General features: G+C 50.5%; 17 protein-coding genes and 1 pseudogene. 9 read left to right on the forward strand and 9 right to left on the reverse strand.

Annotation, left to right across the window (positions count from 1 at the left end; genetic code table 11):
• Positions 1 to 177: 177 nt before the first annotated feature.
• The 3 genes from HF894_RS12840 to HF894_RS12850 all read right to left on the reverse strand — a co-directional run bounded on the left by HF894_RS12840 (position 178) and on the right by HF894_RS12850 (position 4,789).
• Entirely contained in the window at positions 178 to 2,301 is a 2,124-nt protein-coding gene (locus tag HF894_RS12840) for an HRDC domain-containing protein (RefSeq protein WP_204972925.1), read from the reverse strand.
• 165 nt (positions 2,302 to 2,466) lie between these two features.
• Entirely contained in the window at positions 2,467 to 4,464 is a 1,998-nt protein-coding gene (locus HF894_RS12845; protein WP_204972899.1) for a protein-disulfide reductase DsbD family protein, read from the reverse strand.
• Positions 4,465 to 4,489: 25 nt separating this feature from the next.
• Entirely contained in the window at positions 4,490 to 4,789 is a 300-nt protein-coding gene (locus tag HF894_RS12850; protein ID WP_021846359.1) for a Dabb family protein, read from the reverse strand.
• Between the two features lie 103 nt (positions 4,790 to 4,892).
• On the opposite strand from HF894_RS12850, the gene udk reads away from it, so the two are divergent.
• Both udk and HF894_RS12860 read left to right on the forward strand, forming a co-directional pair.
• Positions 4,893 to 5,510 (forward strand): uridine kinase, encoded by a 618-nt coding sequence (gene udk, locus HF894_RS12855; protein ID WP_075317735.1) that lies wholly within the window; start codon positions 4,893 to 4,895, stop codon positions 5,508 to 5,510.
• 16 nt (positions 5,511 to 5,526) lie between these two features.
• The gene (locus HF894_RS12860; protein WP_204972910.1) at positions 5,527 to 6,921 is read left to right on the forward strand and encodes an MltF family protein; all 1,395 of its coding nucleotides are present in this window, start codon (positions 5,527 to 5,529) and stop codon (positions 6,919 to 6,921) included.
• 297 nt (positions 6,922 to 7,218) lie between these two features.
• Here HF894_RS12860 and metH read toward each other — a convergent pair whose 3' ends face one another.
• The 5 genes from metH to HF894_RS12885 all read right to left on the reverse strand — a co-directional run bounded on the left by metH (position 7,219) and on the right by HF894_RS12885 (position 12,656).
• Positions 7,219 to 9,972: a methionine synthase gene (metH, locus tag HF894_RS12865; protein WP_204972912.1), complete on the reverse strand. Its 2,754-nt coding sequence runs from the start codon at positions 9,970 to 9,972 to the stop codon at positions 7,219 to 7,221.
• A gap of 10 nt (positions 9,973 to 9,982) precedes the next feature.
• Positions 9,983 to 10,435, reverse strand: coding sequence for an SsrA-binding protein (gene smpB, locus HF894_RS12870; protein WP_021846355.1), 453 nt, complete (start codon positions 10,433 to 10,435; stop codon positions 9,983 to 9,985).
• Between the two features lie 30 nt (positions 10,436 to 10,465).
• Positions 10,466 to 11,041, reverse strand: a complete 576-nt coding sequence (locus tag HF894_RS12875; RefSeq protein WP_204972914.1) for a Yip1 family protein — start codon at positions 11,039 to 11,041, stop codon at positions 10,466 to 10,468.
• Between the two features lie 3 nt (positions 11,042 to 11,044).
• Positions 11,045 to 11,881: a hypothetical protein gene (locus HF894_RS12880; RefSeq protein ID WP_204972916.1), complete on the reverse strand. Its 837-nt coding sequence runs from the start codon at positions 11,879 to 11,881 to the stop codon at positions 11,045 to 11,047.
• Positions 11,882 to 12,158: 277 nt separating this feature from the next.
• Positions 12,159 to 12,656 (reverse strand): DMP19 family protein, encoded by a 498-nt coding sequence (locus HF894_RS12885; protein ID WP_204972918.1) that lies wholly within the window; start codon positions 12,654 to 12,656, stop codon positions 12,159 to 12,161.
• A gap of 157 nt (positions 12,657 to 12,813) precedes the next feature.
• Between HF894_RS12885 and HF894_RS12890 the strand changes: the two genes are divergently transcribed.
• From HF894_RS12890 to HF894_RS12920, 7 genes are all read left to right on the forward strand, one after another.
• On the forward strand, positions 12,814 to 14,376 hold the full coding sequence (locus HF894_RS12890; protein WP_246593239.1) for a pectate lyase family protein: 1,563 nt from the start codon (positions 12,814 to 12,816) through the stop codon (positions 14,374 to 14,376).
• 208 nt (positions 14,377 to 14,584) lie between these two features.
• Positions 14,585 to 15,286: an iron-sulfur cluster assembly scaffold protein gene (locus HF894_RS12895; RefSeq protein WP_021846350.1), complete on the forward strand. Its 702-nt coding sequence runs from the start codon at positions 14,585 to 14,587 to the stop codon at positions 15,284 to 15,286.
• Positions 15,287 to 15,298: 12 nt separating this feature from the next.
• Entirely contained in the window at positions 15,299 to 16,309 is a 1,011-nt protein-coding gene (locus tag HF894_RS12900) for a GGGtGRT protein (protein ID WP_071149403.1), read from the forward strand.
• Positions 16,310 to 16,626: 317 nt separating this feature from the next.
• On the forward strand, positions 16,627 to 17,979 hold the full coding sequence (locus tag HF894_RS12905) for a tetratricopeptide repeat protein (RefSeq protein WP_204972919.1): 1,353 nt from the start codon (positions 16,627 to 16,629) through the stop codon (positions 17,977 to 17,979).
• A gap of 114 nt (positions 17,980 to 18,093) precedes the next feature.
• Entirely contained in the window at positions 18,094 to 19,947 is a 1,854-nt protein-coding gene (locus tag HF894_RS12910; RefSeq protein ID WP_204972921.1) for a glycoside hydrolase family 13 protein, read from the forward strand.
• A gap of 182 nt (positions 19,948 to 20,129) precedes the next feature.
• A complete protein-coding gene (locus tag HF894_RS12915) occupies positions 20,130 to 20,360 on the forward strand; it encodes a putative signal transducing protein (protein ID WP_021848687.1) in 231 nt (76 codons plus the stop codon).
• Between the two features lie 18 nt (positions 20,361 to 20,378).
• Positions 20,379 to 21,146: an SDR family NAD(P)-dependent oxidoreductase gene (locus tag HF894_RS12920; RefSeq protein WP_204970028.1), complete on the forward strand. Its 768-nt coding sequence runs from the start codon at positions 20,379 to 20,381 to the stop codon at positions 21,144 to 21,146.
• A gap of 97 nt (positions 21,147 to 21,243) precedes the next feature.
• Here HF894_RS12920 and HF894_RS12925 read toward each other — a convergent pair.
• A pseudogene (locus HF894_RS12925) lies at positions 21,244 to 21,906 on the reverse strand (MFS transporter); the annotation flags it as partial.
• Between the last annotated feature and the right edge of the window lie 108 nt (positions 21,907 to 22,014).

Raw genomic sequence — 22,014 nt, forward strand, 5'->3', positions numbered from 1 at the left:
AAAAAGAACTATTTAAATGCTAAATGCGCGAAAACTTAGTATTTCATGGCACTGGCACAATGTTACAACCCATCTTTTTACTTTCTAAAGTCCATAGTTAGCTCCGTAAAGTCCCTCTTTACAAGTCTAAAGTGGCACTTTAGAAAGCTAATGTAGACCTTGGCAAAATCAGTGCAGTCAATCGGGATTTTGCTGGCGGTAATCATGGACAAGAGCCAACAACTCTTCGCCGTATTTCTCTACGCTCTTTTTGCCCAAATACGGAATGGTAAGCAGAAAGTCGAGAGTATCGGGAAGCAGATTGGCAATGCCCAGCAGGGCTTTTTGCTGGAGAACGGTATAGGCTGGCAATCCCAGTTCGGCAGCCTTCGACGCACGCCAGGCACGCAGAGCTTCAAAGAGCGCGGGATGAAGGATGTCTTGGGGAACCTCGGCTTTCTTCTCTTTCGAGGTTTTCTTTTTAGCCGCTTTGGGGGCTTCGGAGAGTTCGATGGTCAGGCGATTCTTCTGCTTCAAATAGTCGGCCACAACGAAATCGTGCTCTCCTGTCCAAATCAGAAGGCCGTCCTTCAGACGAAGTTCCATGAACAGTTCGGCAGAGGCTTCGTCGAGTCGTTTTTTCACGACCTTGTTGTCCGTAGTCACGGGATTTTCTTCGAGCAGGGACAGAAGGGCGGCCACAGGCTTGTGCAGATAGGACGAAGCGGCACGGAAGCGTTGTTGCAAGTAGGCATCGTGAGTGTAGTCGGCACTGGTGGCAATGATACGGCTGCATTGGGCCACGAACTTATTCCCGACATCCACCAATTCCTTCATCGGTCCGTCGGCCTGGGCTTTGAGTGCACCGAGGAACTGGGGATAGAGACGATAGAGATATTCATCCACCAGACGGAGATAGGTATGGAAAAGACGGGACAGGCGGGCAAAACCGAAAAGTCCTGCCACCTGGTCCTCGAAATACGCCTGCTGGAGAGCAGCCATACAAGAAGCATCGGGAATCTGGGCAGGGATGTGGTCGACAAAGTCGGTGACGATGCGGTCTGAGATGACGGCCGAAGCCTCGACGGGCGCACTCAACACCAATCCCTCCAGGCTGCGGCAACGACTGAGAGCCACATAGGCCTGACCGGGAGCAAAGGCTTGGCGAACATCAATAATGGCTTTGTCGAACGTCAAGCCCTGGCTTTTGTGAATCGTAATGGCCCAAGCCAACCGCAAAGGATACTGTTTGAAGGTACCCAGGGTCGTTTCCGTGATTTCTTTGGTTTCAGGGTCGAGAGAGTATTTGCAATTGGTCCACTCCTCGCGATCGAGGGCTATCTGCTGCCCGTCTTCGGTCTCCACTTCTACAGGACCGGTAACTGAAAGTGAAATGATACGCCCCAACATGCCGTTGTAGTAACGGTGCTGCCCCGAAATGTCGTTCTTGACAAACATGACCTGCGCTCCCACCTTCAACACCAGTTCTTCCTCCGTGGGATACATGTAGACGGGAAAATCTCCCTCCATCTCGGCACAGAAAACATGAGGCTCTCCTGCCAACTGCTCCAAACGAGCAGTATTCAGATCATTGGCCTTCTGGTTGTGGGTAGTCAGATAAATGTAGCCACGGGGTTGTTCGGCAGCAAAGTTGGGCAGGCAACGGCGGTTCAAGCGATTGAGTACCGAGACATCCACCCGATTGTCACGGATACAGTTCAGCAAGTCGAGAAACTCGGCATTGCTCTGACGATAAACTTTGGTCAACTCCACCGTCACATAACCGGCCTGTGCCAGCGCATGGCTGCCGAAGAAATAGAAATGGTCATAATAGGGAGAAAGCAACTGTTGGTCCTGCTCCTTGACAACAGGCGAAAGCTGTTGCAGATCGCCTATCATGAGCAGCTGGACACCGCCAAAAGGCTTATGACGGTCGCGGTAGCGGCGCAGGACGTCGTCCACGGAGTCGAGCAGGTCAGCGCGCACCATGCTGATTTCATCAATGACCAACAGATCGAGACTACGCAGGATGTTGACCTTCTCCTTACCGAAACGATACTGATACTTGGCTTCTCCTCCGAAATGAGATTCGGGCACAAAAGGTGCGAACGGCAACTGAAAGAACGAATGGATGGTAACACCACCCGCATTCATGGCTGCCACACCCGTAGGAGCTAATACCACCATCCGCTTGGTAGACCGCTCGCGAAGGCTGCGCAGGAAAGTAGTCTTCCCACTACCAGCCTTGCCGGTGAGGAAAACGTTCACGCCAGTGTATTCCACCAGCTGCCATGCCAACTCCAATTCGGGATTGGACTCCATAGGTAACTCCGCCGTCTGCGAGTTTCTTTCTGTATCCAGTTTGCCTGTTTCCATACGTAGTTTGCTTTTAGTTGTCAGCAAAGATACGTAAAAATAATTCAGGCGCGGACGGGACAGATAAAAATCCGCGCCATTCCGCGCCTGAACAGAGCGATAAGACCGAGCTTATTTCTTCTTATAATTATCCAGTCCCGTCTGGAGGAAATCGACGTACTTGTCGATGTCTTCATCATAAGAATAAGACTTGTTGAGCGGCTTGCCTTCGTTATCGATCAGGACATAGAACGGTTGGGCATTGGCGCCAAACTTGACGCGCTGCAAGTAACTCCACTTGTCGCCCACGGTGCGGAGGGTACGTTCCGTACCGTTCTCCATGACCTTAACAGGTTCGGGCAGGCGGGTCTTGTTGTCCACGTAGAGGGTGATGAGCACGTAGTCGTTGTTGATGAGGTCGGCCACCTTCATATCGGTCCAGACAGCAAGCTCCATCTTGCGGCAATTGACACAGCCGTAGCCGGTAAAGTCGAGCATCACAGGCTTGCCGTGTTCACGGGCATACTTCATGCCGGCATCGTAGTCGTCGAATTTAGCATGAACTTCGTTGTTATAGAGGTTGAAGTCCTGCGTCTGCATGGGCGGTGCAAAGGCACTGACCGCCTTCAGCGGAGCACCCCACAGACCGGGCACCATGTAAACGGCGAAAGCCAACGAAGCCAGCGCCAGGAAGAAGCGGGGCACGCTGACCTTGGTGTCATCGTCGTCGTGAGGGAACTTGATCTTACCCAAAAGATAGAAGCCCAGCAAGGCGAAGAGCACGATCCACAGAGCCAGGAAGGTCTCACGGTCGAGAATACGCCAGCCGTATGCCAGGTCGGCCACGGAAAGGAATTTCAGCGCAAAAGCCAGTTCAAGGAAACCCAGCGTCACCTTGATGACATTCATCCAACCGCCCGACTTAGGCATGGACTTCAGCCACGAGGGGAAGAGGGCAAAGAGCGTGAAAGGCAATGCCAAAGCAATGGCAAATCCCAACATACCTACAGCCGGAGCAATCACATTGCCTGTAGTAGACACCTGTACCAACAGGAAACCGATGATGGGACCCGTGCAGGAGAAGGACACCAACGACAACGTGAAGGCCATCAGGAATATGCTCAGTAAACCGGTCGTAGCCTCGGCCTTGCTATCAACAGCGTTGCTCCATTTGGAAGGCAACGTAATTTCGAAGGCGCCGAAGAAAGAGGCAGCAAACACCACCAGCATCAGACAGAAGAAGATGTTGAAGATGGCATTGGTAGAAAGGGCGTTCAGTGCATTGGCACCGAAGATAGCCGTGATGGCCAGTCCCAGCGTGACGTAGATGACTACGATGGAAGCACCGTAAGTCCAAGCGTCGCGGATGCCTTTCTTCTTGTCTTTGCTGCGCTTCAGGAAGAAGCTGACCGTCATCGGAATAATAGGCCACACGCAGGGCGTGAATAACGCAAGCAAACCTCCAACAAAACCAGTGATAAAAATGTAGAGCCACGACATATCTTCCTGCGAAGTAGTCTCTCCCAAAGCGTTTAGTTCGTCAATGACGGGACTCCACAAATCGTTGTCGGAAACCACCACGGAAGTAGGACCGTCGGCACTACCGATAACGGCGGGAGCAGCAGCCGTATCAACTTTCTCCGCCGGAGTCTCCGCCAGCACTGAAGCAGAAGTTCCCTCGGCCTTACCGGAGAAACTGAACTCTACCTGCGTCGGAGGCAGGCAGTTTTCGTCGTTACAGGCACCATACTCCAGATAGCCCGTCACTTGATAGTCACCGCCGGTGAGCTTCAACTTCTGGACAAACTGTGCCGTGTGTTCAAAGTAGCGCACATCCATCTCGAACAGTTTGTCGAACGAGGCTATTTCCTTGCCTACGGGACGGAGCTTTCCGTCCAGCTGGGCACCGGTCAGCTTGTCTGTGTTGAACGTAGCCGAAATGGGGCCGCCGTCGCCCAGGTCAGTAGAATAGACATGCCATCCTTGTTCGATGGAAGCGGTGAACACAATTTCCACCTCGGTGGCAGATACATTCTTCAACTCGGTCTTGAACTTCACCGGTTCCTGTATTTGGGCATACGCGGCGAAAGCCAGGAAAGAGACAATCAGTGAAAACAGTATTTTTTTCATCTACAAAACTTTTTTCGGGTTAAAATCACAATTCATAGTCGACGCAGGCACGGCTTTCCTTCACCTCGGCCAGCAGCTTTCCAGCGGCTACATGATCGGGATGCACGGCATACTGTCTGACATCGTCCAGCGTGTCGAATTCGCTGTAGAGGGCGATGCTCCACGTCTCGGCAGGATTGATGTTCAGGCCCACTTCAATCTTGCGGATAAAGGGAATTTTGGCGGGAAGCGCTTCGATGGCATCCTTAAAAGCATGCATGGCAGCCAGCTTCGCGTCGGCCGATGCGTCGTCTTTCAACTTGAACAATACAATGTGTTTCACCATAACTTTGTTATTTTAATGATTTATACTATATTTGCTGACAAAAGTGCAGTCCTTAAAACGGATGCAAAAATACTTGTTTTGTTTCAGAAATACATTTAAACGGATGTTAATAATCGGAATAGCCGGCGGAACGGGCTCGGGAAAGACCACCGTCGTAAAGAAAATCATCGAAAGCCTGCCTGCAGGCGAAGTTGTCTTGTTACCCCAGGATTCGTATTACAAAGACAGTAGCCACGTGCCTGTAGAAGAAAGACAGTACATCAATTTCGACCATCCCGACGCTTTCGAGTGGAGCCTTCTGTCCAAACACGTGGCCATGCTGCGCGAGGGCAAGAGCATCGAACAACCCACCTACTCGTACCTGACTTGCTCGCGCCTGCCGGAAACCATCCACATTGAGCCGCGTAACGTCATCATCATCGAAGGCATCCTGGCCCTGTGCGACAAGAAACTGCGCAACATGATGGACCTGAAAGTCTTTGTCGATGCCGACCCGGACGAACGCCTCATCCGTGTCATCCAGCGCGACGTGGTGGAACGTGGACGTACCGCCGAAGCCGTCATGGAACGCTACACACGCGTTCTGAAGCCCATGCACCAGCAATTCATCGAACCCTGCAAGCGATATGCCGACCTTATCGTACCTGAAGGCGGAAACAACCAGGTGGCCATCGACATCCTGACGATGTACATCAAACGACACATTCATGACAATGACTAACCAGAAACAAAGATAAATGAGAAATCGTAAGCTGACAAGCATCATCGGAACGGTCCTGCTGTGTCTGCTGGCCATCGGAGGCTGTCGTGGCAATCGTGCGGGCAGTGAGGAAGAACGCGTGCACGACCTGCAACAAATCAAGGACAGCGGCGAACTGGTGGTGCTCACCCTCTACAGCTCCACGTCCTACTTCATCTACCGCGGACAGGACATGGGATTCCAGTACGAACTGAGCGAACAGTTCGCCAAGAGCCTCGGCCTGAAGCTCAAGGTGAAAGTGGCCCGGAACGTCCGCGACCTCATCCGCAAGCTGCAAGCCGGCGAAGGCGACCTGATAGCCTACACCCTGCCCATCACCAAGGAATGGAAAGACAGCCTGCTCTATTGCGGCGAAGAAGTCATCACCCACCAAGTCATTGTGCAACGGGGCGGCGGACGGGAAAAGCCATTGAAGGACGTCACCGAGCTCGTCGGCAAAGACGTCTACGTGAAACCTGGAAAGTACCACGAACGGCTGGTCAACCTGAACAAGGAACTGGGCGGAGGCATTCGCATCCACCTCGTCAGGGGCGACAGCCTGAGCGCTGAAGACCTCATCGCACAGGTGGCACAGGGAAAAATCCCCTACACGGTAACGGACAACGACATCGCCCGCCTGAACCGCACCTACTACCCCAACCTGAACATCAATCTGGCCATCAGCTTCGACCAGCGCTCCTCCTGGGCCGTCCGCCGCGACTGCCCGCAACTGGCACGAGCCGCCAGCGAATGGCATCGCGCCAACATGACCTCGCCCGACTACAAGGCCAGTACGAAACGATACTTCGAAATCAGCAAATCGACACCCCACACGCCTATCCTCTCGCTGCGCGAAGGACGAATTTCCCACTACGACGAACTTTTCAAGAAATATGCCAAGGAGATAGACTGGGACTGGCGCCTGCTGGCCTCGCTGGCCTACACGGAATCCAATTTCGACACCGCCGCCGTCTCCTGGGCCGGCGCCCGCGGCCTGATGCAGCTCATGCCCTCTACGGCCCATGCTATGGGAGTTCCGATAGGCAAGGAACAGAATGCCGAGGAGAGCGTGAAAGCCGCCGTGAAATATATCGGCCTGACGGCGCAAAGCTTCAAGGACCTGCCGGCAGAAGAGCGCGTGAACTTCGTCCTGGCTTCCTACAATTCGGGCATCGGCCACGTGCAGGATGCCATGGCGCTGGCCGAAAAGTACGGGAAGGACAAGAACGTCTGGCGCGACAACGTGGAAAAATACATCCTGCTGAAGGCCAACGAAGAATACTTCACCGACCCTGTCTGCAAATTTGGCTACTTCCGCGGGGCGGAGACCTACAATTTCGTGCGGGAGATTACCGAACGGTTCGAACAGTATAAGAAGAAGATTCGACAATAACCTTCTGCCCGTCTACGCCCCTCCGCACCACTGCTGAGGGGCGCAGACGCTTTTCTTCCCCCTTTCTTTCCTCTTTTTTCCCTGTAATGAAATCTGTCTCTGAGCTTTCATAAGCCTATTTTGAAGCCATAATGCGTATTATAGGACTAAATATATTAATATTTTGATGTGAAAAGGCGCTTTACAGCACCGAAATATGAATATTTCAGCATTGTAAAGCGCTTTATAGACTCAAAATATCAATTCAGAGATATGCAGAAAGCGGGAAATTCGACCAAAATGGAGGCGGAGGGAAAATCAGTCAGTAAAGAGGTTAAGCCGGCGCTTACGAGCCTCTTCGAGGGGAATGGTCGGCGTCTGGCAGGCCTCGCTACGGGCCAACAAGGCGCGATTTGCCTCATCCAGTTCACGGACGAAGGCCTCGCGCTGACGCGGATTCATCAGACGGGCCGCCACGGCAGCGTTCTGCGAAGCATCCTTCAAGTGAACCACCGGCGCGTGATAGACGGGGACTATCTTCAGGGCCGTGTGCAGGGCCGAAGTCGTGGCGCCGCCTATCAACAGGGGGATGTCGAGGCCGGCCTTCTCCAGCTCGGCGGCCACGTGCACCATCTCGTCGAGCGACGGGGTAATGAGGCCGCTCAGGCCTATCATGTCTACCTTCTCGGCAATGGCGCGCTGCACGATGGTCTCGGCGGGTACCATAACGCCCAGGTCGATGACATCATAGCCATTGCAGGCCATGACGACGGCAACGATGTTCTTGCCGATGTCGTGGACGTCGCCCTTCACCGTAGCCAGCAGTACGCGTCCAGCCGAAACCATGCCCTCGGTCTTTTCGGCTTCAATGGCAGGTTGCAGGATGGCGACAGCTTTCTTCATCGTGCGGGCGGTCTTCACCACCTGGGGGAGGAACATCTTGCCGGCACCGAAGAGATCACCCACGTGGTTCATGCCCGCCATCAGCGGTCCTTCGATGATGTCCACGGCCTTTGGATATTTTTTCAGGGCCTCGGCCAAGTCTTCTTCCAGGTAGTCGCCGATGCCTTTGGTCAGGGCGTAGGTGAGGCGTTCCTCCAGCGTGCCGCTGCGCCAAGCCTGCTGTGCGGACGCAGAAGCGGAGATTCCGCCAGCCTTCTCGGCTTCCTTTTCGGCTTTCAAGCGTTCAGCAGTCTCGATGAGGCGCTCGGCGGCGTCGGGACGACGGTTCAGGACGACGTCCTCGATGCGCTCCAGCACGTCGGCGGGGATGTCGGTGTAGAGGACGGACGAGGCGGGGTTGACGATGCCCATATCCATACCCTCGCGGATGGCGTGATAAAGGAATACGGCGTGCATGGCCTCGCGGATGTAGTTATTGCCGCGGAAGGAAAACGACAGGTTGCTGACGCCGCCGCTGACGTGTGCGCCGGGTAGATTACGGCGTATCCAACCCGCGGCGCGGATAAAGTCGACGGCGTAGTTGTCGTGCTCCTCCATGCCCGTGGCCACGGCCAGGACGTTGGGGTCGAAGATGATGTCCGACGGACGGAAGCCAGCTTCGTCTACCAGCAAGCGGTAAGCCCTGCTGCAGACGGCTATGCGGCGTTCGTAGGTATCGGCCTGCCCCTCTTCGTCAAAGGCCATCACCACCGCGGCGGCGCCCAGGCGGCGGATGAGGCGGGCATGTTCCAGGAATTTCTCCTCGCCTTCCTTCAGCGAGATGGAGTTGACGATGGCCTTGCCCTGCACGCACTTCAGTCCAGCCACGATGACGTCCCACTTCGAGGAGTCTATCATCACCGGCACGCGGGCAATCTCGGGCTCGGAGGCTATCAGATTGAGGAAGGTTGTCATCTCTTCTTTGGCATCAAGCAGGCCGTCGTCCATGTTGATGTCGATGACCTGTGCCCCGTCCTCCACCTGACGGCGGGCGATGCTAAGGGCTTCCTCGTAGTTTTTTTCATTAATGAGCCGCAGGAACTTGCGCGAGCCGGCCACGTTGCAACGCTCGCCCACGTTGACGAAGTTGTTTTCGGGCTTCACCTCCAGCAGTTCGAGGCCGGAGAGCCAGAGGTTTTCCGGCGCGGGAGCCGGCGTATGGGGAGCCGCGCCTTCCACCAGAGCGGGGAAGCGGGCGATGTATTCTTCGGTCGTGCCGCAGCAGCCGCCGATGATGTTCACCAAGCCCTCGCGGACGTACTCGCCTACCTCGCGGGCCATGTCGTCGGGCGTCTGGTCGTACTGCCCCAGGCTGTTGGGCAGGCCGGCATTGGGATAGGCACTGATGTAATAGGGAGCGCGGGCGGCCAGCTGCTCCAGGAAGGGTTTCAGCTGGCGGGCACCGAACGAACAGTTCAGGCCCACGGAGAAGATATCGGCATGCTGCACGGAAGCCAAGAAGGCGTCCAGCGTCTGGCCGGACAGGGTACGCCCTGCCGTGTCGGAAACAGTGACGGAGAGCATCAGCGGCACACGGCGTCCCATTTCCTCCATCGCCTGCTCCGCTGCATAGAGGGCAGCTTTGGCATTAAGAGTATCGAAGATAGTTTCGATGAGCAACGCATCCACCCCACCCTCCAGCAGGGCAGTCATCTGCTCGCGGTAGGCGTCGGCCAGGTCGTCAAAGGTCAGGGCGCGGTAGGCAGGATTGCTCACGTCAGGGCTCATGGAACAGGTCTTGTTCGTGGGGCCCACAGAGCCTGCCACGAAGCGCGGCTTCTCCTCCGTCGAAAAGGCATCAGCAGCCTGACGGGCCAAGCGGGCGGCTGCCAAATTGATGTCGCGCACGCAATGCTCCACGTGATAATCGGCCTGGCTGACGCGCGTGGCATTGAACGAATTGGTTTCAATGATGTCCGCCCCAGCGGCAAGATATTTGCAGTGGATGTCCGACACGATGTCGGGGCGGGTCAGACAGAGCAGGTCGTTGTTTCCCTTCATCTGCCCGGGTATTTCTTTAAAGAATTCGCCGCGGAAATCGGCCTCTGTCAAGTTGTATCGTTGTATCATGGTGCCCATCGCACCGTCAAGAATTAGGATGCGTCGGCGCACCAGGTCTTCCAGTTTCATAAAATCGGTTTTATCGTTTGAACATACGTTCCATGTCGCGCTTGTCGGCTTTCTCCTTCAGCGCTTCGCGTTTGTCGTATTGCTTCTTGCCTTTGGCCAGCGCCACGACGAGCTTGGCCAATCCCTTCTCGTTGATGAAGAGGCGAACGGGCACGATGGTGAAGCCGGGATCCTTGGACGTACGCTCCAGTTTCTCCAGCTCCTTGCGGGTGAGCAGCAGCTTGCGCTCGCGACGGGCGTTGTGGTTGTTGTACGAACCATAGAAATATTCGGCCACGTGCATGTTCTTCACCCACAGCTCGCCATTCGCAAAGTAGCAGAACGTATCCACCAGGCTGGCCTTGCCCAAGCGGATGGACTTGATTTCCGTACCTGTCAGCACGATGCCCGCCGTATAGGTGTCTATCAGCTCGTAGTCGAACGTCGCACGTTTATTCTTAATGTTTACAGGAGCCTGTTTCATTTTTCAGCAATGGATATTGGTAATGATAAATCAGTTCAACATGATGGTCAGCCGGTTAAAGATCCATTCGATCAGCATCGGACAGACGATGAGCAGCACGGAAGCCGTCAGGGTGAAACGCAGGCGGTTGGCATCCGACACCTGAAGCAGTCGCGCACTACCCTCCCACGCCACGTAGACCGTGTAGAACTGCAACAGCATGGCAATGATCTGAAAATCGGGCAAGATACCCAGCACCATCCGAAGCAGGAAGACCACCACCATCGCATAGCCCGAGAACTGCTGAACCAGCGACAGATTATCGCCCATCCCGCAGAAACGAACGGCCGCCTGATTGATAAGATAGGCCGCCAAAAAATAGCCGCCAAACAGGGCTACCGCCACCGCGCAGCACTTCGTCATGGCATATTGGAAACTCTGCGGCCCACTCCACCCCAACACTATCAGCGAACCGATGAAGACGGACAACCCGCATAAACCAATCATAGGATAGACAAAAGCCGTGAAGACTTTTCGCCTATCCTCTTCCAAACGAATTTCCTCCCAAGCTTGCGCAGGGGAGGAAATCAGTCTCAGGGTTATATTGAGAAGTTCTTTATAATTCAATGCTTAGTCATTATTATTATCGATTGTATAATCTGTACGATTGGTAGGCATTGTACCCGTAGAGCTAGGATCTTCGTACAAAGACAACTTTATTGTAGTCGGTTTCGCGCCAGTAACACGCTCGAAATCAGCCAATGCATTCTGTATGTAGAAGCAATACCAGCTCTGGATATAAGCAGTCTTTCCGTCATCGTCACCCTTGTCGTGGCACAGATAGAATCTCAGCTCGTTCGAATCAGCAGTAATTTCATCAAGAGCGTACACCAAACGGATATGATGTTTCTTGAATTCATCTTCACCATTTGTCAAGAGCCACTGCAGATACATGTAAAGCATCGGTTCGTTTTCATAGAAATCGAACTTCACGGTATTGCTTGAAGATCCGATCATATCAGAAATGGCAATAGGAGCTGTCTCATATTTGTTTGTTTCAAGCTCTTCTGCACTTTCCACTCTTTCAGCATATTCTGTCGGAGCTTCTTGGATACCGACCAGTTCTATCTGAAAAGTCTGAGGTTCCGTTGCATTATAATCGGGCGGAGTTATCTGGTTGCCATTTTCGTCTACAGAAAATTTATAATAAATAAAGGCCATTTTGACGTCAGTGAAGCTGAATCCATTGGCTTCGAGCTTAGCCACAGAAGTTGCGCTGGCCTGGTAAGTATTACCGCCGGCATCCTGCAACGTAGCTCCACCATACAAACCGCCGGCAGACACTACCTTAGCCAAAAAATAGCCATCATACAAAGACTCCCCTCCGTCTGAATTCAAACATGAAGTCATCATTACGCCCATCACCAGCGTCAGGGCAGCTACCATCAAAGTTTTAATCTGTTTCATTTTCAAATTATTGGTATTAAGTTTTGCAAAATTAGACATAATGGAGCGAGTAGCCTACTACACGCCACGTTTTTTCATTGTTTTTAAGACAAAATGACAAGTATGCTAAAATACTGCATTCGGATTTACTTTTTAACTTTTATTCAGAACTCCGTTTCCATCCCGCCTGTATCATTCCCTTAAAAAGGAAACAGTGTTTTACCGAGGAGAAAGCAATGCTTTATCGAGGAGAAAACATAGCTTTGTCATCCGTAAAAGAAAGAGCTCCAATCGCTCTCTATACGACCTTGGCAAAAAGATCCAAATGCTCGTCCACATATTCAGCTACCTGCGCCGTGAACATCTCTTCCTTCTCCAGGAATTCATCCTCCAGATCGTCGAACGCTTCATACTGCTCGTACATGGCCATGAACTCCTCGTCGGTACGTTCACGCTCCAAGTCGGCACGGTTGGCATCGTAGATATTCTTGGCGGCATAGACCAGCTTGCCCAGCTCTCCCACTCCCCAAAGGCGCATGGATTTGGCGAAAGGATTGTCGAAAATGTATCCGCCATACCCGTTCTGGATGAGCTGACAGAAACCGCCCTCCATCACCTCGTCGCGGAAGAACACATAGGCCAACAACGTATGTTGCTCGCCCGTCAGCAAAGCCATGTTTTCAGCCGTGAGCTTGCCGCCCAAAGCTTCCATATACGCATCGGTAAACACCTTAATAAAGGCATCCATACCTTCGCCGGCCGCCTGCTGCAACATTTCGTCTTTTACTTCTATCATAACTTCTACTCGTGTATAAAATCGGGTACAAAGCTATAAAATAAAAGAAAAAGAACGAAACTTCCACATAGAAAAAGAAAATCTACACCTCACCCAGCCGGCAATTCCCTATTTTTGCCAGCAATTAATCAACTAAAAAAAACATCCATCTGAAATCATGAAAAATCTGTTTTTCCAAGCAGGGCTGTTCCTGCTGTTTCTGACAAGTGCCTGTCAGGCACCGGCAAGCACGACCGAAGAACCTGTACCTCCTGTCACCGTCCCCGACGATAACCCCACAGATACTCCAGACGAACCTGCCCCCTCTGCCCCAGCCTTCCCTGGCGCCGAAGGTTTTGCACGCAACACCACGACGGGCGGACGTGGCGGTACCGTCTATCACGTCACCAATCTGAATGATAGTGGTGCCGGATCGCTCAGAAACGGCTTGGCCATGACGGGGCCACGTATCATCGTCTTCGACGTATCGGGCATCATCGAGCTGCAGAAGACGCTTGAAATAAAGAATGGAGACGTTACCATAGCCGGACAAACAGCTCCAGGCGACGGCATCTGCCTGAAGAACTACTCGTTCGTGGTGAAGGCCGACAACGTCATCATCCGTTTCATCCGAAGCCGCATGGGCGACGAACAGAAAACGGAGGATGATGCCATGTGGGGACGCAATCAGCAGAACGTCATCATCGACCACTGCAGCATGAGCTGGAGTACAGATGAATGTTCTTCCTTCTACGGCAACAAGAACTTCACCTTGCAATGGTGCATCCTCAGCGAAAGCCTCACCAACTCCGTCCATGGCAAGGGTAGCCACGGCTATGGCGGCATCTGGGGAGGCGAAGGAGCCAGCTTCCACCACAACCTCATGGCTCACCACAAAAGTCGTACGCCACGCCTCTGCGGAAGCCGTTTCTCAGGTCGGCCCGACGACGAATTGGTAGACCTTCGCAACAACGTATTCTATAACTGGGGACCTACCAACGGCGGCTATGCCGGCGAGGGAGGACGCTACAACTTCGTCAACAATTACTACAAACCAGGCCCATCGACCATCACGAAAAAAGGGCTGGTCAACCGCATCTTCGCACCCAACGCCGACGATGGCACGCAGAAAAATCAGGCAGGCATCTGGGGAACATTCTATTTGAACGGAAACCTGTTCGACAACCAGCTGGTGCCCTCCAACTACCAAACACTGATTGATGCCGTCAACCGCGACAATGCCGAAGGCCTCCATCCCGACACCAAGAACGGCTATCCCTTGCCCGATGGCGGAAAAAACGCCATCATCAGCCAGACAGCCTATGAAGTAGAGCCGACAGGCACCCACACCGCTTCCGAAGCCTACGACAAAGTGCTGGCCTATGCCGGCGCAAGCATGAAGCGCGATGCCGTAGACAAACGCATCGTTGACGATGTGAAAAACGGTACTTACGAATACGAAGGCAGTAACGGAAGCACTAACGGCCTGATAGACTCGCAAGCCGATGCCGGCGGATGGCCTGCCTACAACAGTACAGAGAAACCCCAGGACACAGACAACGACGGGATACCCGATGCATGGGCTGCCCAACACCTGCCGACAGGCAAGACCTATAAGGACATCGACCCGACTAGCGGTTACTGCTATCTGGAACTCTACATCAACAGTCTGGTCGAAGACATCATGAAAGCTGGCACATCAAACGAAGCGAACTCTCCTTGCAACTCCGATTTCCAATAATAAAGATGAAGGAGAGAATCTCGCCAAAACGCCAACAGATTGCAAAGTCTACTTTGCAATACGCAAACGCAGGTTCTTTCATTACTTATTTTTAATAAAAAAGTCAAATTGAACGGTTGGCAGGATAAAAGAAAACGGTTAACTTTGCCTCAGTTTTACAAAGTGGAACTACGTTTTTTTAATTATAACTAACTAAAAAGAGCTAATTATGACTTATTCACACGAAGTGGAACACATGTGTGTTGTAAAGAAAGGTCCCAACCACGGACCGGCTCCTATTCCCGAAGAAGGTAAATGGGTAAAAGCTAAAGAAATCGTTGACATCTCTGGTCTGACACACGGTATCGGTTGGTGTGCTCCCCAGCAAGGTGCTTGTAAATTAACCCTCAACGTAAAGGAAGGCGTTATCCAGGAAGCTTTGGTAGAGACTATCGGTTGCTCCGGTATGACTCACTCTGCTGCTATGGCTTCTGAAATCCTCCCGGGCAAGACTATCCTCGAAGCCCTGAACACTGACCTCGTTTGCGACGCTATCAATACAGCTATGCGCGAACTCTTCCTGCAAATCGTATACGGACGTACTCAGTCAGCTTTCTCTGAAGGCGGTCTGATGATCGGTGCCGGCTTGGAAGACCTCGGTAAAGGTCTGCGTAGCCAGGTAGGTACATTATATGGTACTTTGGCCAAAGGTACTCGCTACCTGGAAATGGCTGAAGGCTATATCAAGACCATTGCCCTGGATAAAGACGATCAGGTTTGTGGCTATGAATTCGTTCACCTGGGCAAGTTCATGGACGAAATCAAGAAGGGCACAGACGCCAACGAAGCTCTGAAGAAGGTAACCGGTACTTACGGACGCTTCAGCAAAGAGGCCGGTGCAGTTAAATACATTGACCCACGTAAAGAATAAGGAGGAAGGAATATGATTAGAGAAGTGAAATTTGAAAGCCAAGACCGTCGTATCAAGCAAATTCTTGCTGCTTTGAACGAAAACGGTATCAAGGATATCGAAGAAGCTAACCAAATCTGCGAATCTTACGGCCTCGATCCTTATAAGACTTGTGAAGAAACTCAGCCTATCTGCTTCGAAAATGCAAAGTGGGCTTACGTAGTAGGTTGCGCTATCGCACTGAAGAAAGGTGTGAAGACAGCTGCCGAAGCTGCTGAAGCTATCGGTATCGGTCTGCAGGCGTTCTGCATCCCCGGCTCTGTAGCCGACGACCGTAAAGTTGGTTTGGGCCATGGTAACCTGGCAGCCCGTTTGCTGAGCGAAGAAACTAAATGTTTCGCTTTCTTGGCCGGTCACGAATCATTCGCCGCTGCCGAAGGCGCCATCAAGATTGCCGCTAAGGCTGACAAGGTTCGTAAAGAGCCTCTGCGTTGTATCCTCAACGGTCTGGGTAAGGACGCTGCCATGATTATCTCTCGTATCAACGGCTTTACTTACGTTCAGACTCAATTCGACTACTACACTGGCGAGCTGAAAGTTGTGAAGGAAATCGCATACAGCGATGGTCCTCGTGCCAAAGTAAAATGCTACGGTGCCGACGACGTTCGCGAAGGTGTAGCCATCATGTGGAAGGAAGGCGTAGACGTATCTATCACAGGTAACTCTACCAACCCCACCCGCTTCCAGCACCCGGTTGCAGGTACGTACAAGAAAGAGCGCGTACTGGCAGGTAAGCCCTACTTCTCAGTAGCTTCTGGTGGTGGTACAGGTCGTACACTGCACCCCGATAACATGGCTGCCGGTCCTGCTTCTTACGGTATGACAGATACTATGGGCCGTATGCACTCTGATGCTCAGTTCGCTGGTTCTTCATCAGTTCCTGCTCACGTAGAAATGATGGGCTTCCTGGGTATCGGTAACAACCCGATGGTAGGTTGTACAGTAGCTTGCGCCGTTGACGTTGCTACTGCTTTGAATAAGTAATTCAATACTTAATCAAGATAATTAATCCCCGTAACTCAATGAGTTATGGGGATTTTTATTTTATTCACAGTCCATAGGAAAAGGACAATATTCCATTGCTCTCTAATATAATCCCTAGTTACGTTTCTAAAGTCCATAGTTACGATGCTAAAGTCCATAGTTACGTCGCTAAAGTAGGTGTTTACAGAGCCAGAATAGGATATTCACTAACGACCATCTATATCCGTTAATGTTAATCTATCCCAATTATATTACGAACAATTCGTAAATACATAAAATCTTAATATATTAGCCTCACACTTTAAAAAGCAACATGTATGAAACGAATTATTCTTTTTTTCGCCTTTCTCGGTCATATCTTGGCTACCACCGCCCAATCCCCTGTTTCCAATGATATTCGAGAGGCTATGAACAATTATGATTATGAAGCTGCCCTCCAATTAATGGAGAAAACACCTTCAAGTATTCCTCTGCTCTATCTGAAAGGAAAAGCCTTGAAAGAACTGGGACGAAACAATGAAGCCCTGAACGTGTTCAACCAATTGACCAAACAAGACTCACTCAACCCACGGGCATACATTGAGGCAGGAGAATGTTACAAGACCTTGGGAAAATTTCAACCGGCCCTATTATGCTACAAACGGGTACTGAACCTAAAACCTGACCATAAATATGCCCGTATCCAGTATATCAGCCAGCTACTGAATTTACAGAAATATCAGGAGGCTTTAGGCGAAAGCACTGCCTTGGCCGAACAGGACAGCTCTGCAACCATCCTCCACCTGAAAGCACAAAGTCTGGAAGGATTGTATTCCGACCCCAACATCCAAATTGGCGCCTACATGGAAATACACGAACGCTATCCTGACGACTACCTCGCCGCTTCCAAGTTGGCAAGCCTGTACATTCGAAACAACTATTACGATTATGCCATCGAAACTTGCGAAGCCTATCGAAAAACAGACACCACCAATGCGACCGTCAACCGTCTGGAAGCACAAGCCTACTGCCTGAACCAAGAATATCAAAAGGCATTGGAAAGATACCAGCCTTTGCTGGTCCAGGGAGACAGTTCGTTCTACAACTGCTACTATGCCGGCATCAGCCACTATGCCCTGAACCAGCCCTACGAGGCACACGACCTGCTGGAAGCCGCCCGTAAACATGCTCCCGACCACATCGACCTACTCTACTATCTGGGAAAAGCCTGCTCCAAAACGCTTTGGAAGAAGAAAGGTATGGAATACATGGAAGATGCCATCCGGCTGGTTTTCCCACAGGACAGTGTGGTGGCACGACTCTATGGTGGTTTGGCCGACTGCTGCAGAGAGGCAGCCGAACCCCGCAAACAGATAAAAGCGCTGATGCAACAATACAAATACAATCCACAGGCACATTATGTGCTCTACAAAGCTGCCTTTGTTTCTTTCTATCACCTGAAAGATCTGGAAAGTACCGAAAAATATCTGGAAGCCTACCTCAAGACCCGTCTTAAAGAAAGCAAGGATCAACCACAAGAGATGACGGAAGAAGGTGACATTGTCATCAACGAAAACAATCGATACAACGCCGCCGAAGCATGGCTGCAAGATTTGCGGAAACGAAAGAAAGTGGAAGATTTCTTCCAAGGAAAAACAGCTATAAAGGTCAATCCACCTACTTCAAAGTAGCATAAAGCAAACGTTTGCATAATATAAAGGAAAGTGATTGGCGGAGAAACACAGCGTATCTCCGCCATTTGTCTTATATTAGCCCCACTAAATTGTAACCGTAAAATTACTATCATGAAAAAGAAAGTATTTTCCCTTCTCGGGACGATGCTGCTGTCCCTTACTACCTACGCAGCACCTAACATCAACAAAATTGATCCCCCTTTCTGGTATACAGGCATGCAGAACCCCGAACTGCAGCTGATGGTCTATGGCGAAGGAATCGGCGATGCACGTGTCACGGTAGACTATCCTGGCGTATCAGTGAGCAGCACCGTGAAGCTGGAAAGCAGCAATTACCTGCTGGTCTACCTGAAACTAGACAAAGACGTAAAGCCTGGTAAAATGGCTCTCACCTTTGCTCAAGGAAAGAAAAAAACTGTGCAGGAATATGAACTAAGAGCGCGTGCTATGAAAGGCAGTGACCATAAGGGATTCGATGCATCGGATGCCCTTTACCTGTTAATGCCCGACCGCTTTGCTAACGGTAATCCGGATAACGACCAAATAGAAGGTATGCTGGATGCTAAAGTAGACCGCAATGATCCAAATGCCCGCCATGGCGGTGACCTGGCCGGTATTGAACAGCATCTGGACTACTTCACAGACCTAGGTGTAACGGCTCTGTGGTTTACACCCGTTTTGGAAAACAACATGCAAGGAGGAAGTTACCATGGCTATGCCACAACAGACTATTACAAAGTAGATCCTCGTTTTGGTACCAACGAAGAATACCGTCAGCTGATCGAGAAAGCACACCAGCGTGGTATCAAAATCGTAATGGACATGATCTTCAATCATTGCGGTGTCGACCATATCTGGATCAAAGACATGCCCTCCAAAGACTGGTTCAACAACTCCGATTACCAGAACAACTTCGTCCAGACTTCTTTTAAACTAACTCCACACGTAGATCCCTACACGTCAAAATATGATTTCGACCAAATGAACGACGGATGGTTTGTAACAGCCATGCCCGATCTGAACCAAAAGAATCCACACGTACTGAGATACCTCATCCAGAACAGCTTCTGGTGGATTGAATATGCAGGTATCGATGGCATCCGCATGGACACTTACCCCTACGCTGACTACGATGGCATGAGCCAATGGATGAAAGAGCTCAACGAAGAATACCCCAATTACAATACCGTAGGCGAGACTTGGGTAACTGAACCTGCCTATACCGCCTGGTGGCAGAAAGATTCCAAGCTCTCGGCTCCGAAGAACAGCAATCTAAAGACTGTAATGGACTTCAGCTTCTACGATAAGATAAATATCGCCAAGAACGAACAGACCGAAACCTGGTTCAAAGGCTTGGATCGCGTATACAATAACTTCGTCTACGACTTCCTCTATCCCAATCCTGCCAGTGTCTTGGCTTTCATCGAAAATCATGATACAGACCGTTTTCTGGGTGAAGGACAAAACTTCGCCATGTTGAAACAAGCTACAACCTTGCTACTCACCACACGACGTATCCCACAGCTCTACTATGGTACAGAAATCATGATGAACGGAACCAAAAGCAAGAGCGACGGTTATGTGCGCTGCGACTTTCCTGGTGGATGGGCTGGCGACAAACAGAATGCCTTCACCGCTGGAGGACGCACTGAACAGCAAAACGAGTGCTACAATTTCTATAAAACCATCCTGAACTGGCGTAAAGGCAACGATGTCATCGCCAAAGGCAGCATGACACAATTCATGGTACAAAACGGAGTTTATGCCTATGCCCGCCAATATGAAGGCAAAACGGTATTCGTCATGCTGAACGGTACAGACAATGAAACTACCCTTCCCCTGAAGTTCTACAAAGAAATTCTGAAAGATGCAACGCAGGGCAAAGACATTCTTAGCGGTCGCACCATCAGCTTCACAGAAGATCTGAAGATGGCACCACGCGAATCATTGGTCATCGAATTGTAAGTCTCCCCTGATTCATCCTCTATATCTTAAGCGGACCGAGCCACAAGCAATCGGTCCGCTTTTCTTTTACCATGCCGATTCTATTGCTTGGCAGCACCTTCTAAAGCTGCAAGAAATTCGATTTTTCCTTTGATATACAAAAGATTGTAGATATCTTAGCAGAAATAAATAAAGGATATGACATGAAACAAGACAAAATCGTCGAACTTTATCGAGGTGAGCTTTGGGAGTGCCAATTGCTGGAAAGCATCTTGAAAGACAATAACATCGATTGTTTTTTGACCAACAGTACGCGCAGCGGTTATGGTCCTATCGTCACTCCTGCCCAGCTAATACAAATCATGATAAAGGAATCTGATACAATAAAAGGAACTGAAATACTGAAACAGTTCAAGCAAAACAATCAAGAATAAAATATCAATTATAGTAACATGAAAGGAAAACTGATTTTTATCACTGGAGCTACCAGCGGCATTGGTGAAGGATGTGCCCGCAAATTTGCAGCAATGGGAAGCAATCTGATATTGAATGGACGGAATACAGAAAAGTTGGAAGCACTGAAAGAAGAACTAACGGCACAAGGCGTAGAAGTTCTTACATTGCCATTCGATGTACGCGACCGTGAAACAATGCGTCAGGCGGTCGATTCATTGGAAGGAAAATGGAGAAACATCGATGTCCTGATAAACAATGCCGGACTGGTCATCGGAATGGATAAAGAATATGAAGGCTCACTGAACGAATGGGACATCGTGATTGATACGAACATCAAGGCATTGCTAGCCATGACACGGATGATTGTACCAGGAATGGTAGAACGCGGCAGTGGACATATCATCAATATCGGTTCTATTGCCGGTGATGCGGCTTATGCAGGAGGCAGTGTATATTGTGCTACCAAAGCAGCTGTTAAAGCATTGTCCGACGGTCTACGCATCGACTTGGTAGATACGCCATTACGAGTGACCAACATCAAGCCGGGCATGGTAGAAACAAACTTCTCCGTCGTCCGCTTCCGAGGGGATAAAAATAAAGCAGACGCTGTGTACGAAGGCCTCAAACCGTTGACAGGGGATGACATTGCCGATGTGGTGTATTACGCAGCTTCAGCTCCGGCACACATCCAAATAGCCGAAGTATTGGTGATGCCTACCAATCAGGCTACAGGAACTGTATGTCATCGACAGAAAAACATCTAAGCATATTAAAATAATACAAAAACGTCTGTCTTCTATTAAAGCTGCCGAAGACAGACGTTTATTTTTTATTCTTATACCTCAATCTTCCTAATCCCCATTATACCATATCTTCTCCTGTATGGATAACCGGTACCCGTACCGTCTTATGAAATGGAATAAAGCGGGAAACGATGGCTATAATCAAAGTTATAGCAAAAAGCCAGCCTAAAATATGCTTCAAAGCCAATAGAGTGCCTTGTTGCTGCAAAACAGTATAGAGTGTATTGGTCGCGAGTTGGGTAGCTTCATCAATGCCATGTCCTTGCGCCAAACTACTGTTCAGAGCAGATTGCCAACGATCTACGGCCAATGGATCTGTAGCGCTGAGTGTTTCGGACAGTTCTACCATATATTTCTGTTGCAGACGATAAAGCGTATTGCTGTAAAAAGCCGAAGCAATAACCGGCGTTAGCACCGAACGAAAGGTTATAAGAAAAAAAGCATTCGAAAGCAGATATTTCGGAGGCAGATCTTCGACGGCAAAAAGTGCGAAAGCTATAATAAGCGTCAACATCCCTAAACCACGCAGGAACATAGGCAGGTAGAGCATCTCATAAGTACTGTCGGGTGAAACTCCAAAATAAAGAATACCAAAGAAAAGAGCAAAGCATGCCATACCTCCAGCTATAAGAAAACGGAAACGCCACCGTTGCCACCTGAACCACCAAAAACAGATGAAAGCTCCTACTGCATAACCTGGAAGCAACCAAATATATAAGGTCATTAGTGTCCCGTTAAAATGGGACGAGTTAAACAATTAATCAAAAAGCCCCGGAATCAGGGGATCATTTAGATCTTTGACATCATTGAAATTAGTCTTGTCGAACAG

Origin of the sequence: Caecibacteroides pullorum (assembly GCF_019239235.1) — a bacterium.
Classification (GTDB): Bacteria; Bacteroidota; Bacteroidia; order Bacteroidales; family Bacteroidaceae; genus Bacteroides; species Bacteroides pullorum.

Bases quoted from the DNA above. Each gene is read 5' to 3' on its own strand.
- HF894_RS12840 (WP_204972925.1), bottom strand. From the start codon at position 2,301: ATGGAGTCCAATCCCGAATTGGAGTTGGCATGGCAGCTGGTGGAATAC.
- HF894_RS12845 (WP_204972899.1), bottom strand. From the start codon at position 4,464: ATGAAAAAAATACTGTTTTCACTGATTGTCTCTTTCCTGGCTTTCGCC.
- HF894_RS12850 (WP_021846359.1), bottom strand. From the start codon at position 4,789: ATGGTGAAACACATTGTATTGTTCAAGTTGAAAGACGACGCATCGGCC.
- udk (WP_075317735.1), top strand. From the start codon at position 4,893: ATGTTAATAATCGGAATAGCCGGCGGAACGGGCTCGGGAAAGACCACC.
- HF894_RS12860 (WP_204972910.1), top strand. From the start codon at position 5,527: ATGAGAAATCGTAAGCTGACAAGCATCATCGGAACGGTCCTGCTGTGT.
- metH (WP_204972912.1), bottom strand. From the start codon at position 9,972: ATGAAACTGGAAGACCTGGTGCGCCGACGCATCCTAATTCTTGACGGT.
- smpB (WP_021846355.1), bottom strand. From the start codon at position 10,435: ATGAAACAGGCTCCTGTAAACATTAAGAATAAACGTGCGACGTTCGAC.
- HF894_RS12880 (WP_204972916.1), bottom strand. From the start codon at position 11,881: ATGAAACAGATTAAAACTTTGATGGTAGCTGCCCTGACGCTGGTGATG.
- HF894_RS12885 (WP_204972918.1), bottom strand. From the start codon at position 12,656: ATGATAGAAGTAAAAGACGAAATGTTGCAGCAGGCGGCCGGCGAAGGT.
- HF894_RS12890 (WP_246593239.1), top strand. From the start codon at position 12,814: ATGAAAAATCTGTTTTTCCAAGCAGGGCTGTTCCTGCTGTTTCTGACA.
- HF894_RS12895 (WP_021846350.1), top strand. From the start codon at position 14,585: ATGACTTATTCACACGAAGTGGAACACATGTGTGTTGTAAAGAAAGGT.
- HF894_RS12900 (WP_071149403.1), top strand. From the start codon at position 15,299: ATGATTAGAGAAGTGAAATTTGAAAGCCAAGACCGTCGTATCAAGCAA.
- HF894_RS12905 (WP_204972919.1), top strand. From the start codon at position 16,627: ATGAAACGAATTATTCTTTTTTTCGCCTTTCTCGGTCATATCTTGGCT.
- HF894_RS12910 (WP_204972921.1), top strand. From the start codon at position 18,094: ATGAAAAAGAAAGTATTTTCCCTTCTCGGGACGATGCTGCTGTCCCTT.
- HF894_RS12915 (WP_021848687.1), top strand. From the start codon at position 20,130: ATGAAACAAGACAAAATCGTCGAACTTTATCGAGGTGAGCTTTGGGAG.
- HF894_RS12920 (WP_204970028.1), top strand. From the start codon at position 20,379: ATGAAAGGAAAACTGATTTTTATCACTGGAGCTACCAGCGGCATTGGT.